Source organism: Streptomyces sindenensis, from assembly GCF_014649035.1.
GTDB lineage: Bacteria > Actinomycetota > Actinomycetes > Streptomycetales > Streptomycetaceae > Streptomyces > Streptomyces sindenensis.
In genome coordinates this window covers 319,014-332,175 of the sequence record NZ_BMSG01000001.1, presented here as the reverse complement: position 1 = coordinate 332,175, position 13,162 = coordinate 319,014, and the positions used below count along the sequence as shown (strand labels likewise).

The window sequence follows — 13,162 nt, the reverse complement described above, 5'->3', positions numbered from 1 at the left end:
ACGGGATACGGGATACGGGCTACGGCAGGCTGCGGACGTGCGGGCCGACCTCCTTCGACCAGGCGAACCCGGCCGTCGCGTCCCAGTTCGTCGACCAGGTCATCGCGCCGCGCAGCGACGGGTAGGTCTTCGACGGCTTGAACGAACCGCAGTTGGTGCCCTTGGCCAGGCAGTCCAGCGCCGCGTTCACGACCGACGGGGCGACGTAGCCGCTGCCCGCGCCGCGCGTGGAGGCGGGGACGCCGATGCCGACCTGGGACGGGTCGAGGCCGCCCTCCAGCTGGATGCAGGCGAGCGCGGTGAGGAAGTCCACCGAACCCTGCGAGTAGACCTTGCCGTCACAGCCGAGCATCGAACCGCTGTTGTAGTACTGCATGTTGACGACGGTCAGGATGTCCTTGATGTTGAGTGCCGTCTTGAAGTACTCGCCCGACGTCGACTGCATGTCGATCGTCTGCGGAGCCATCGTGATGACCAGTCCGCTGCCCGCCTTTGCCGACAGCTGGCGCAGCGCCTTCGTCATGTAGGTGGCGTTGAGGCCGTTCTCCAGGTCGATGTCGACCCCGTTGAAGCCGTAGTCCTGCATCAGCGCGTACACCGAGTCGGCGAACGCGGTGGCGGAGGCGTCGCTGTTGACCCGGACCGTGCCCAGCTCGCCGCCGATCGAGATGATGACGTTCTTGCCCTGGGCCTGCTTGGTCTTGATGTCGGCCCGGAACTGGGCGTCGGTGTAACCGTTCAGCCCGGCCGTGTCCAGGTTGAAGGTGACCTGGCCCGGCGTCGGTGTGGCGTCCGCGAAGGAGACCGCGATGATGTCGTAGTCGGCCGGGACGTCGGTGAGCTTCTGGACGGCCGCGCCGTTGTTGAAGTTCTGCCAGTAGCCGGTGACCGCGTGCTTGGGCACGGCGGGGCCGGGGCCGGGGCCCGTGCCCTCCTTCGCCGTACGGGCGCTGACGGCGGCCGACTTGACCGACTCACCGGCCGCGTTGGTGGCGCTCACCGAGAACTGGTACGCGGTGTCCGCGGTCAGCCCCGTGACGGTCGCCGAGGTCCCGGTGGAGGTGGTCGCCTGCACGCCGTCCCGGTACACCTTGTAGCCCGTGGCGCCAGAGACCGCGTTCCAGGACAGGGCGACCGACGATGTGGTCGTGGCGCCCGCCGTGAGACCGGCCGGGGCCGCCGGGATGACCGGGCCGGGGTCCTCGCCGCCCCCGCCGTCGGGCCCGGTCACCGCGATGTCGTCGGCGAAGTAGGCGGCCTGCCCGTACCAGCCGTGGGTGTAGACGGTCACCGACGTGGTGTTCGCGCCGGTCGTGAAGCTGGTGGAGAGCTTGGTCCAGGAGGAGGAGCCCGGCGTCCAAGTGGAGACGTCGGTGGTCCCGGTGCCGCTCACGCCGAGGTAGGCGTAACCGCCCTGCACCCAGGAGCTGAGCGCGTACGTCGAGTTGGGCTTCACCTTGACCGACTGCGAACACTTGGCGTTGTCCTGGCCGGCCGGGGTGGCCTTCAGTGCCGACGTACCGCTGCGCACGGGGGAGGAGACGGTGGCGCCGCTGCCCCCGGAACAGGTCCAGTTGGCGAGGCCCGACTCGAAGCCCGCGTTCTTCGCGTTGTTGACGTCGGCGGCCTGGGCGGTGCTGACGAGTCCGGTGACGGTCAGGGCGGCGGCCGTGGCGACGGCCAGGGTGCCGCCGAGTACGGGCCGGGAGCGGCGGCGTCTGCTGCTACTGCGGCCTGCGGAGCGTTCCACTGGTGCCTCCGGGGGAGTTGGGGGGTGCCGGGGATGGGCGGTGCGGTGCAGTGCGCATAAACTGGTCCAGACCAATCAAGTTGTCAAGACCTCTGGCAGCGAAAGGCCGTCCGGGCGGGCGGACGCGAGGGCCCGCGGCCACCCCCGTACGGGGGTGCCGGGCGGCGGATTCCCGGCCCCGGGGCGGCATCGCGTCCGCACCTCGCCCCCCGCACGAGTGATCTTGCGGGAGATCTCACGACGTCACGGAAACGCCCTTACGAAAAGGGAGCCGGTCGCCTCGAATCCTGGGTGACGTGCGCGAATGGACGCGTGATCGAAAAGCGGACGCGTGATTCGGTAACGCTCCGCAGTGACGGCCGAGTTGGACGGAATCGATTTCATCCCGTTTAGCACCCGGTCGCCGTTGGAACGGTGTTCGCATGGTGCCGTACTGGTCTCCGATAGCTGTTCTCTGCCTGGTGAGACGTGGCTAAAGTGCTGGGGCAGGAGCACGGAGCAGGAGCGATTGCGGTCGGCGTCCCCACGTCGACCGGAGCCGAAACGGGGAGAGCGTGCCGACCGCGATAGCAGTGACGAGCGCAGACCTGGTGCTGCCGCCGACCGACCAGCAGACACCGACCGCCGCTCTGCTCCAGGCCCCCGAGGCCCAGGTGCTGGAGCTGGCGATCGGCGACATGCACCTGCTGCTGGAACAGCACGGGTATGTGATCGCCCTGTACCCCTCGGGCATCCGGCCCGAGCACGAACGTCGCCTCCACTCCATCCGCTCGGTGCTGGAGAGCGACCGGATCGCCCTGGTCAAGGTGGACCTCCCGCCCCTCGGCGTCGCCGTACTGGTGCGCCAGCTGAGGCAGTTGTCCATCTGCGACTTCAGCCCCGGGGTGGTCGCCTCCGCCGCCCGGCTGCTGTCGCACTACATCTACGCGGGCGCCCTCCTCAACTCCGTCGCCCGGCTCGACCGGGTCCCGGTCAGCCTCAAGAGCCACGCCAAGTCCTGGGTTCCCGGCTCCCAGTTCGCCGTGCTCGCCGGCCCCGAACCGCAGCTGGTGAAAGTGGGCCCGGCCGCCGAGCCGCTGACGGGACCGGATTTCGGCACGCATCTTCTGGTGGCCAAAGGGAATCTGCAGTCGGAGTGGGTACAGGAGACCCTTGCGCCCGCCTGGAAGGTCCAGGCCATTCACGACACCGCGGTCCCGGCCGACTCGCCGCGCTGGTGGGGCACGGGAAAGCTGGTGGAGTTCGCCGCCCATCTCCCGGACCTCTCCGTCCTCTATCAGCTGGTTTCCTCCGTACGCCGGGAAAAGTGCCACTGGTGCGCCATGGAACTCATCGGCGACCGCTGCGCATTCTGTTCCGCACCTCTTCCGGTTTCGGAGAACCGTGCGCTGCCCACCGGTGTCCCACACCATGGGGCCGACGAATCACCGGGCCCCTGACGCGACCGCTCCCCGCTCCCCGCCCGCCGTCCCCGTCCCGCGCCTCCACCCGCCGACTCCTCCCGGCCGCGGTGGACGCAGCCGTAGATGTAAGCGCGTAACCGCACCACAGAACATGCCCGCTCCACAGAACATGCCCGCACCACCGCACGTACCCGCTCCACCGCACATGCCTGTTCCGCAGCACCGCTCACTCTGTCCGCTGTCCGCTCCACACATCCGATTCGAACGAGGTTGTCCGGACCATGAACTCCCGCCAGCGCCGCGGCGTGATACTCCTGCTCCTGTCGGTCCTGTGTGCCTTCGCGGCCTTCGCCGGCGTGCTCTCGGTGATCAGCGACGTCAACTCGAAGGTCGGGCCCGAGGTGACGGCGTACCAGCTGAAGACCAACGTGGCTCCGTACACCGCCCTGAAGAGCGGGCAGTTCGAGAAGATCAAGATGCCCAAACGCTGGCTCTCGGAGAACGCCGTGACCGACCTGCGGGAGGTCGAGTCGAAGATCGCGGTGACCGAGCTGCGCGAAGGTTCCCTCCTCCAGTCGGACATGATGGTCCGCAAGCCCGAACTCCGGGCCGGCGAGCAGGAGATCGCCATCATGATCGACGCCTCCACCGGCGTCGCGGGAAAGATCACCCCGGGCGCCACGGTCAACATCTACGCCACCTTCGCCGGTGAGCAGCAGGGCGACCCGGCCCAGTCCAAGGTCATCGTCTCCAACGCCAAGGTGCTGGACGTCGGCGAGCTCACCGCCCTCGACCCCGGCGCCAACGACCGCGGCACCCGCGCCACCGAGGCCGTGCCGATCACCTTCGCGCTGAACACGCTCGACACCCAGCGCGTCGCCTACGCCGAGTCGTTCGCGGAGCACGTGCGCCTCGCGCTCGTCGCCCCCGGCAGCGACGGCACCATCCGTCCCGGGGACCGCACCTACACGCTCGACAAGGACAAGTGAGGATGGGATGACCACCAGAATCCTCCCGGCCGTCGGCGACCTCGACGCGGCCCGCTCCGTCACCACCCTGCTCAGCCAGCTGCCCGACGCCGAACCGGCGACCCCCGTCGGCGACTCCACCCAGCTCATCGACACCCTGGCCCGCCTCGCGGGCGAGGCGCTCGACGAACTGCCCGAGGTGGTGCTGGTCCACGAGCGGATCGGCCCGGTGCCGGCCCTGGAGCTGATCCGGGAGGTGTCGCTGCGGTTCCCGTCCGTCGGCGTCGTCCTGATCACCGCGGACGCCAGCCCGAGCCTCTTCGCCAACGCGATGGACTCCGGCGCCCGCGGCCTGGTCACCCTCCCGCTCAGCTACGAGGAACTCGCCAACCGCGTCCAGGCGGCCGCCCAGTGGTCCGCCGGCGTACGCCGCCACCTCACCTCCGGCAACGAGGTCTTCACCGGCCCCGGCGGCACCGTGGTCACGGTCACCGGCGCCAAGGGCGGCGTCGGCGCGACCGTCGCCGCCATCCAACTCGCCCTGGCCGCGCAGGCGTCCGGCCACACGGTGGCGCTGGTGGACATGGACCTCCAGACCGGGGACATCGCCTCCTTCCTCGACGTCCAGTTCCGCCGCTCGCTGGTCGACCTCGCCCTGATCACCGACATATCGCCCCGGGTGCTGTCCGACGCCGTGTTCTCCCACTCCACCGGCCTCGCCCTGCTCCTCGCCCCCGGCGAGGGCGAACGCGGCGAGGAGGTCAGCGACCGGTCGGCCCGCCAGATCGTCAGCGCCCTGCGCACCCGCTACGAGATCGTCGTCATCGACTGCGGGGCCCAGATGAACGGTGCCAACGCGGCCGCCGTCGAGATGGCGGACGTGGCCCTGCTCGTCACCACCCCCGACGTGGTCGCGGTGCGCGGCGCGAAACGCGTCGTACGGATGTGGGAACGGCTCCAGATCCGCAAGGCGGAGGAGACGATCACCCTCGTCAACCGCTTCACCCGCAACACCGAGATCCAGCCGCCGCTGATCCAGAAGATCACCGGCACCCGGGTCGCCTCCGCGGCGGTCCCCGCGAACTTCAAGGAGCTCCAGGCGTCCATCGACTCCGGACGCCTGCACGAACTCGACGCCAAGAGCACCGTCAAGCAGGCGCTCTGGGGCCTGGCCGGAGAGCTGGGCATCGTCAAGGAAAGCGCGACGGGCAAGAAGAGCGGCGGCGCCCTGGCCAAACGGAACAGCGGCGGCGCCTTCAAGAACGACCGGGGCTCGATCGGACGCCCGCGCCGCCGGCGCGACGGCTCCGGCCGCGGCCCCGGAGACTCCGAGGGGACACGTTGAGCGATGACCACCACGAGAACAGCTCGCAGCGGCATACGGGGGCGGACCACCGCCCTACGTGACCGCCGGGGCCGGGACCGCGGCCAGACGGCCGTCGAGTTCCTGGGCATGACCCCCTTCATCATCCTGATCATGCTGGTGCTCTGGGAATGCGCCCTGATCGGCTACACGTTCAGCCTCGCGGGCAACGCGGCGGACGTGGGCGCGCGCAAGGGCAGCGGGGCGGAGTTCGCACCCGATCTGGCGTGCCGGCAGGGCGCGCTGAAGGACCTGCCCGGTGCCTGGCGCAGTGCGGCGGACGTGGACTGCGGCGGGCGCAGCGGCAGCCTGTACGAGGCCACGGTGGAGCTGAAGGTCCCGGTGCTGGTGCCGGGCCTGTTCGACCTCGACACGAAGATCACGGGCACGGCGGGATCGCCGAGGGAGGAGGCGCGGTCATGGTGACGGAACACGCGAACGGTGAGAACTCCCGTCCCGTACGCCCGAAGGCCGACCGGGGCCAGGTCGCCATGGAGTACCTCGGCTTCCTCCCCCTGCTGCTCCTCGTGGCAGTGGCGGCCATCCAGCTCGGCGTCGCCGCGTACGCCGCCTCCCAGGCGGGTACGGCGGCCCGCGCCGGTGCCCGTACGGAAGCCAGCGTGGACGCCCGGGGCAGCGGCGAGGGCAACGCGCGCGACGCGGTGAGCGACTGGGTGGAGGACGGCGGGTTCGAGTACCGCAGGACGGGCGGTCGGGACATCACGGTCACGGTCGAGGTGAAGGTGCCCTCCATCGTGCCGGGCCTGGACGACTGGACGGCAAAGCGGAGCGCGACGATGCCCAACGAGCACGTCGGCTCCGGCTTCTGACCACACCTGCGCTGGTTCCCGACCGCGACGACCCGACGACCGCGACGACCCGACGACCCGACGAGGAGAGTTACGCAGATGAGCCTGCGGGCACGCATGACCGCTCCGGAGGAGCAGGGCGGGGCACGGGAGGACGGCCACATGGTGGCCACCTACCGGGCCAAGCTGCTGGAGGAGATCGACCTCGCGGAGATGTCCTCGCTGGCCGCCGCCGACCGGCGGGCCCGGCTGGAACGCGTCCTCGGCCACATCATCAGCCGCGAGGGCCCGGTCCTCTCCACGGTCGAGCGCTCGCAGCTCATCCGCCGGGTCGTCGACGAGGCGCTCGGCCTCGGCATCCTGGAACCGCTCCTGGAGGACGCGTCCATCACCGAGATCATGGTCAACGGCCCCGACCAGATCTTCGTCGAACGCAACGGCAAGGTCGAACAGCTCCCGATGCGCTTCGGCTCCCACGAGCAGCTGATGCAGACCATCGAGCGGATCGTGTCGACCGTCAACCGCCGCGTCGACGAGTCCAACCCGATGGTGGACGCCCGCCTCCCCAGCGGCGAGCGTGTCAACGTGATCATCCCGCCGCTGTCGCTGACCGGCGCGACGCTCACCATCCGCCGCTTCCCGCGCTCCTTCACACTTCAGGAGATGATCGGCTTCGGCTCGCTGGACGAGCAGATGCTGGTGCTGCTCGCCGGACTCGTCCAGGCCAAGCTCAACATCATCGTCTCGGGGGCCACCGGCACCGGCAAGACGACCCTCCTCAACGCGCTCTCCGGCCTGATCCCCAACGCCGAGCGCATCGTCACCATCGAGGACTCCGCCGAACTCCAGCTCCAGCAGAGCCATGTGATCCGGCTGGAGTCCCGCCCGGCGAACGTCGAGGGCAAGGGGCAGATCACCATCCGCGACCTGGTCCGCAACTCCCTGCGTATGCGGCCCGACCGGATCGTCGTCGGTGAGGTCCGAGGCGGCGAGTCGCTCGACATGCTCCAGGCGATGTCCACCGGTCACGACGGATCGCTGGCCACCGTCCACGCCAACAGCGCCGAGGACGCGCTGATGAGGCTCCAGACCCTCGCCTCGATGTCGGAGGTCGAGATCCCCTTCGAGGCGCTGCACGACCAGATCAACAGCGCCGTCGACGTGATCGTCCAGCTCACCCGGCACGCCGACGGTGCCAGGAAGATCACCGAGATCGCCGTCCTGGACAGCCACGGCCGCGACCCGTACCGCATCGTCACGGTCGCCCGCTTCAACGCCCAGCCGATGTCGGCGGACGGCCGCATCCACGGCGACTTCCAGTACCTCCCGCTGCCCCGGAGGCTCGCCGAGCGTCTCTACCTGGCCAGTCAGCCCATCCCGCAGGCGTTCGGCGTCGCCCAGTCCGCCGAACAGCTCGCCACCCGAGAGGCCAACTAGGTACCGAGCCATGGACAACGTCAACCTCCCCCTGGTCACCATCGGCGTCACGCTGCTGTGCTGCGTGCTCGGCGTGATGGGCCTGTACGCCTACTCGGGCGGCAAAGCCGACCGCGACGCCCTCGTCGAGCGGCTCTCGCACGTCGGGCAGATCCCCGAGACGGGGCGGACCCGCCGCTTCAAGGGACTCGACCGCAGACTGCGCGGCACCGCGCTCGGCCGGAAACTGGAGCTGAAGCTCGCCGCGACCGGCCTGGACATCACGCCCGGCGAATTCCTCGTCTACGCGGTCGTCGCGATGGCGGGGCTCTGGATGCTCGCCTCCTCCATGCTCGCCGCGTTCTTCGGCCCCGTCGCCGCGCTGATCGGGCTCTGGGGCACCAACGCGTTCCTCAACTGGCAGCGGACCAAGCGCACCGAGCGCTTCATCAACCAGCTCCCCGAACTCTCCCGCATCCTCGCCAACGCCACCCAGGCGGGCCTGGCCCTGCGCACCTCGCTGTCGATGGCGGCCGAGGAGCTGGAGAACCCGGCGGGCGAGGAACTGGCCCGGGTGGCACGCCGCCTGGCCGTGGGCGAGCCCCTGGAAGACGCGCTGAGCGAACTGACCGACCGTCTCCCCTCCCGCGAACTGGTCGTCCTGGTCACCACGCTGGTCCTCTCCAACCGGGCCGGCGGTACGGTCGTCAGCTCGCTGCGCAACCTCACCGAGACCCTGGAGGAGCGCAAGGAGACCCGCCGCGAGGTCAAGACCCAGCTCTCCCAGGTCACCGTCACCGCCTACGCCGTCCCCATCTTCGGCGTCGGCGCGATGCTGCTGATGAACGCGGTCATGCCCGGCGCGCTGGACCGCATGACGGGAGCCTTCATCGGCCAGGCCGCGGTGGTCGTGGCGATCGTCCTGTACGCGATCGGGTTCGTCGTGATCCGCCGCCTGTCCCGTATCGACGTCTGACGAGCTGACGAGCTGAGGGGAAGAACCGCCATGGACCTGCTGCTAGCTCTCGTCGTCGGTCTCGCCGTGTACGGGGCCATCCACGGCATCCGGATGTACCGGGCCGACGCCAAACTCCCCGGCGACCTGGCCGTCGCCCTCGAATCCGGCGCCACCCGCACCAGCGCGGTCGGCTCCGGCATCGACCGCCTCGGTATCCGCTGGGCCCCCGCGGTCCTGCGGATGATGGGCCCCAAGGCCGTCAACAAGAAGCGCCGCCAGATCGACCTGGCGGGCAACCCCGGCGGCCTCACCATCGACCGTTACGCCGCCCGCCGCGCGGTCTACGGCGCGCTGGGAGTCCTCGGAGCCTTTTCCATGCTCCTCCGGGGCCAGCTTTTCCTCGCCCTCCTGATGATCGCCTTCGGCCTGTTCTGGGTGGAGGTCGGCATCTGGTCGGCGATCCGGGTACGCCGCGACCACATCGAACGCACCCTGCCGGACTTCCTCGACGTCCTGGCCGTCGTCGTCTCCGCCGGACTCGGTTTCCGGCAGGCGCTGGACCGGGTCGCGGAGAAGTACGAGGGCCCGTGGTCCGACGAACTGCGCATCACACTCCGCCAGATGGACATGGGGGTCAGCCGTCGCCAGGCCTTCGAGGAACTGCGCCGGCGCAACGACTCCGAACAGGTCGCCATGTTCGTCACGACGCTCCAGCAGGGCGAGGAGCTGGGTGCGCCGATCGTCGAGACGCTGATCCAGATCGCCAACGACATGCGCCGCACCGACGCCCAGAACGCCCGCCGCAAGGCGGCCAAGGCGGTCCCGAAGGCGACGTTCGCGGTGACCACGTTCCTGCTGCCCGGCACGCTCCTGCTGCTCACGGTCGGATTCGTGTACGGAGCCGACGTCGACTTCGGGGCACTCACGGGCGGGTGACATGAACGGCGGGCGGGATGGGGACGGAGACGTAGAGGCAGGAGCAGTACGGGACACCGGACGGAGGTGACAGGCACATGGCATACCAGCTCGGCAGCGCACAGCCCGGACTGACCGCGGAACTGACCCGCGCCCACTCCGGCACCCCGGCCCGCCCGGCCTTCGCCATCCAGGTCAACGCGCTCCAGGCGATGTGCCGCCAGGTCTTCGGCTTCCGCCTGGCGATGATCGCGATAGCGACTCCGTACGCCATCAGCCACACGGCCCCCGGCCTGCCCACCTGGTTCATCGGCTCGGCGATCCTGGTCACCTTCATGGGGTCGTACCTGCTGTTCCGGGACTGGGAGCGGTTCGGGCCGGTCCTCCTGCGCCACCCCTGGCTGCTGGCCGTCGACGTGTTCTTCGGCGCACTGCTGCTGATCACGGCGACCCCCGAGTCGACCCTCGCGTACGTCACCGTCTGCACGCCGCTGCTGGCGGGCCTGATCCACGGCTGGCGCGGGGCGGCGGTCTTCGCGGTGCTCCAGGTGCTGATCGTCTTCGGTGTGTACGAGAGCGTTCCGAAGCTGGAGGGAGGAGGAGCGACAAGACTCCTGCTCCCCGGCTTCTGTGTGATCGCGGGCGCGGTCGGGGTCACCCTGCGCAACCTGCTCCTGCGGTTCGGATCGGCCACCCAGGCGCTCACCGAGACCCGGGCGCGGCTGGCGGTGAACGAGGCGGTGGAGGGCGAACGCACCCGCCTGGCACGGGAGATGCACGACTCGGTCGCCAAGACCCTGCACGGCCTGGCGCTGGCCGCCGACGGCCTCGCCGGCTCGGCGGACCGCATGGACCCGCCCACCGTGAAACTCCAGGCGGAGCTGGTCGCCCGTGCCGCCCGCCGGGCCGCCGCCGAGTCCCGGGAACTGCTCACGGACCTGCGCCGCGAACAGGGCCTGGAGGGCGGCGTCGACCTGATCGCCGAACTGGCGGCCCAGGCGGCGGACTTCACCGCCCGTCACCCGGTCACGGCCACCTTCCGCCGCCTGTCCGAGGAGACCCCGGTCCCCCCGGTCCCGCAGGCGGTGGCGCGCCAACTGCTCACGGTCGCCTCGGAGGCCATGGAGAACGCGCACCGCCACGCCTCCCCGACGTACCTGATCGTCCTCGCGGGCGTGAAGGGCGACATGCTCCGCCTCACCGTGTACGACGACGGCCGCGGCCTGCCCGCCGGGACGACCCTGGAAACGCTGCGCCGGGCCGGCCACTTCGGCCTGGTCGGCATGGTGGAGCGGGCCGCGTCGATCGGGGCCCGGATCAGGATCGGGCGGGGGAAGGCGGAGAAGGGGACGGAGGTACGGGTGGAGCTTCCGCTGGCGGCGCTGGCGGTCGGGTCCGGGACCACGCCCCGGCCCCCCGAACCGGCTCCCGGCACCTCTACCGCGCAGGCACCCGCACCCGCACCCGGGCCGACACCCGGGAAAACCACAACTTTCGCCACCCCCACCCCCACCCGCAACCCTCAACCCTGAGAGGAGGTCGCAGCATGCCGGACGATGTATCCCCTGCGCCGAACCGCTACGGGGCGGCGGCCCACCGCCACGCCCCCCAGCACCCGCCGTCGCACATCCCGCTCACCCCGGCCGCCGACCCCCGGCCCCCCGCGACCCCGTTCCCGTCCCCGTCCCCCTTCCCACCGGGGCCCGCCGCCCCGGCCGCCGAACGCCTCCGGGTGGTGGTCGCGGACGACAACCCGGTGGTCCGGGCGGGGCTGGGCGTGCTGCTGTCGGGCCGGGCGGACATCCAGGTGGTCGCGGAGGCGGCGGACGGCCGGGAAGCGTACGAGAAGACGCTCGAACACCGCCCCGACGTGGTCCTGCTGGACGTCCGCATGCCCGGCGTGGACGGCATCTCGGCCCTGCCGCACCTGGTCGGCATCGCGCCCGTGCTGATGCTCACGTACAGCCGCGAGAGCGAGATCGTCCACGAGGCGCTGCGGCTGGGCGCGGGCGGCTACCTGGTGCACGGCGAGTTCACGGCGAACCAGCTGGTCCAGGCGGTACGCGACACGAAGGACGGCCGCGCCAACTTCACCGTCACCGCAGCCGACGCCCTCCTGGCCCACATGCGCCACGGCACACCGGCCCAGCGGGCCCCGCTCCCCGACGGCCTGGGCGCGACCCTGGCGACGGCACCGGCCCCACCGCCCCCGCACACCGCCGAACCTTCGGAAAGCCTTTCGCAACTGCAACCAGTTGTGGGACAGTCTTCTGTATCCGGGGGGACGGCACCCGCCCCCAACAGGCAGCAGTACGGGCTGAGTTCGAGGGAGGTGGAGGTCATGGACCTAATTGCGTCCGGAATGAGTAATCAGCAGATCGCCGCCACCTGCTTCATCAGTGAGAAGACGGTCAAGAACCACATCAACCGCATCTTCACCAAGCTCCACAGCGCCACCCGCAGCGAGGCGATCGCCCACTGGCTCGGCACCGCGCCCCGGAACCCCGGGCGGCAGCCATGAGCCGGCGATTCCGCAACGTGCGGACCCAGAAGGTGCTTTGGGCCCGGGAATGGGCCCACGGGCCCTCTGTGGGAGTGCGGGTTCCCGCATATGTTTCTCATGTCGCCAGCGGCACCGTCCAGGAGGAAGCCGGTAACGAGGGCGGCACCGCAGAAACGCGCGAGTCGGCCGGCAACCGGTCGGCCGAACCCGGAGGGGAACACCATGTCGGACATCACCCTGAAGACCGCCGTCCGCGTCAACGGCTGGGCCAACACCGCCGTCAGCGCCATCCAGAAGCGCTACGCGGCGAAGGACCGGGGGCAGACGGCGTTCGAGTACCTGGGGATCATTCTGGTGGTCGTGGCGATCATCGGGGCGATCGTGGCCACGGGTATCGGTGGCGCGATCTCGGAGCGCATCAGCGGCCTGGTCGATCAGATCACTGCTGGCTAATGATGGTCCGGTCCCGTAGCGACCGAGGGCAGGCCTTCCCCATCTACGTAGTGATGGTGGCGGGCCTGCTCTTTCTCGCGTTTGCGTTCTTCGCTGTAGGCAAGGCGTCCGCCTTGCGCAACGGATCCCAGGGGGCGGCCGACGCCGCCGCGCTGGCAGCCGCCCAGAAGGCTCGAGACAATTTCGGGGCGGGCTTCTACGCCTCGCTCCCCACCAACGTCTTGGACGCGTTCCTCAGCGGGCCTTTTGACGACGGCTGCTACGAGGCAAGTCGCCTGGCGGCGGCCAACGACGCCAGAACAGAATCGTGCTACCCGACTCCTGGATATCTGCGCGACCGGATCACGGTCAAGGTCGAGGGAAACAAGCCGGTGGACTCGCCGGTGCTCCCCGGCTCCGAGAACAGGAAGGCCAAGGCCAAGGCCACTGCGCTCATCGAGTTCCGCTGTCCCAACCCGATAGCTGTGGACTCCACCGGAGACGGAATCATCGACCTCTTCACCTTCACGTGCCGGAACGGCAAGATCCTCGAGATCGTGCCCGCCAGCCCTCCACCGTGGGAGAGCGTGAGCAGAACTCTCTTTGACGTGCGGTTGGTCGACCAGTGACAGCGAAGCGAACGAC

13 protein-coding genes are annotated in these 13,162 nt (G+C 69.9%); 12 read left to right on the top strand and 1 reads right to left on the bottom strand.

Annotation, left to right across the window (positions count from 1 at the left end; translation table 11 throughout):
* Positions 1–19: 19 nt before the first annotated feature.
* Positions 20–1,750, bottom strand: coding sequence for a chitinase (locus tag IE145_RS01445; RefSeq protein WP_189518044.1), 1,731 nt, complete (start codon positions 1,748–1,750; stop codon positions 20–22).
* 572 nt (positions 1,751–2,322) lie between these two features.
* On the opposite strand from IE145_RS01445, the gene IE145_RS01440 reads away from it, so the two are divergent.
* The 12 genes from IE145_RS01440 to IE145_RS01385 all read left to right on the top strand — a co-directional run bounded on the left by IE145_RS01440 (position 2,323) and on the right by IE145_RS01385 (position 13,146).
* Entirely contained in the window at positions 2,323–3,189 is an 867-nt protein-coding gene (locus IE145_RS01440) for a hypothetical protein (protein WP_189518042.1), read from the top strand.
* Between the two features lie 245 nt (positions 3,190–3,434).
* Positions 3,435–4,142: a Flp pilus assembly protein CpaB gene (cpaB, locus tag IE145_RS01435; protein WP_189518041.1), complete on the top strand. Its 708-nt coding sequence runs from the start codon at positions 3,435–3,437 to the stop codon at positions 4,140–4,142.
* A gap of 7 nt (positions 4,143–4,149) precedes the next feature.
* Positions 4,150–5,466 (top strand): CpaE/TadZ family protein, encoded by a 1,317-nt coding sequence (locus IE145_RS01430; protein ID WP_189518040.1) that lies wholly within the window; start codon positions 4,150–4,152, stop codon positions 5,464–5,466.
* Positions 5,467–5,469: 3 nt separating this feature from the next.
* Positions 5,470–5,910 (top strand): TadE family protein, encoded by a 441-nt coding sequence (locus IE145_RS01425; RefSeq protein WP_189518039.1) that lies wholly within the window; start codon positions 5,470–5,472, stop codon positions 5,908–5,910.
* Positions 5,904–6,314, top strand: a complete 411-nt coding sequence (locus IE145_RS01420; RefSeq protein WP_189518038.1) for a TadE/TadG family type IV pilus assembly protein — start codon at positions 5,904–5,906, stop codon at positions 6,312–6,314. The genes IE145_RS01425 and IE145_RS01420 overlap by 7 nt, the downstream gene beginning before the upstream one ends.
* Positions 6,315–6,392: 78 nt before the next feature.
* Positions 6,393–7,730, top strand: coding sequence for a TadA family conjugal transfer-associated ATPase (locus tag IE145_RS01415; protein ID WP_189518036.1), 1,338 nt, complete (start codon positions 6,393–6,395; stop codon positions 7,728–7,730).
* Between the two features lie 10 nt (positions 7,731–7,740).
* Complete coding sequence (locus IE145_RS01410) at positions 7,741–8,685, top strand: type II secretion system F family protein (RefSeq protein ID WP_189518034.1); 945 nt, start codon at positions 7,741–7,743, stop codon at positions 8,683–8,685.
* A gap of 30 nt (positions 8,686–8,715) precedes the next feature.
* On the top strand, positions 8,716–9,603 hold the full coding sequence (locus IE145_RS01405) for a DUF5936 domain-containing protein (protein WP_189518033.1): 888 nt from the start codon (positions 8,716–8,718) through the stop codon (positions 9,601–9,603).
* Between the two features lie 77 nt (positions 9,604–9,680).
* The gene (locus IE145_RS01400) at positions 9,681–11,114 is read left to right on the top strand and encodes a sensor histidine kinase (RefSeq protein WP_189518031.1); all 1,434 of its coding nucleotides are present in this window, start codon (positions 9,681–9,683) and stop codon (positions 11,112–11,114) included.
* A 14-nt stretch (positions 11,115–11,128) separates the two neighbouring features.
* On the top strand, positions 11,129–12,103 hold the full coding sequence (locus tag IE145_RS01395; protein ID WP_189518029.1) for a response regulator transcription factor: 975 nt from the start codon (positions 11,129–11,131) through the stop codon (positions 12,101–12,103).
* Between the two features lie 204 nt (positions 12,104–12,307).
* Entirely contained in the window at positions 12,308–12,538 is a 231-nt protein-coding gene (locus IE145_RS01390) for a hypothetical protein (RefSeq protein ID WP_088573171.1), read from the top strand.
* On the top strand, positions 12,538–13,146 hold the full coding sequence (locus IE145_RS01385) for a pilus assembly protein TadG-related protein (RefSeq protein WP_189518027.1): 609 nt from the start codon (positions 12,538–12,540) through the stop codon (positions 13,144–13,146). The genes IE145_RS01390 and IE145_RS01385 overlap by 1 nt, the downstream gene beginning before the upstream one ends.
* The last annotated feature ends 16 nt before the right edge of the window (positions 13,147–13,162 follow it).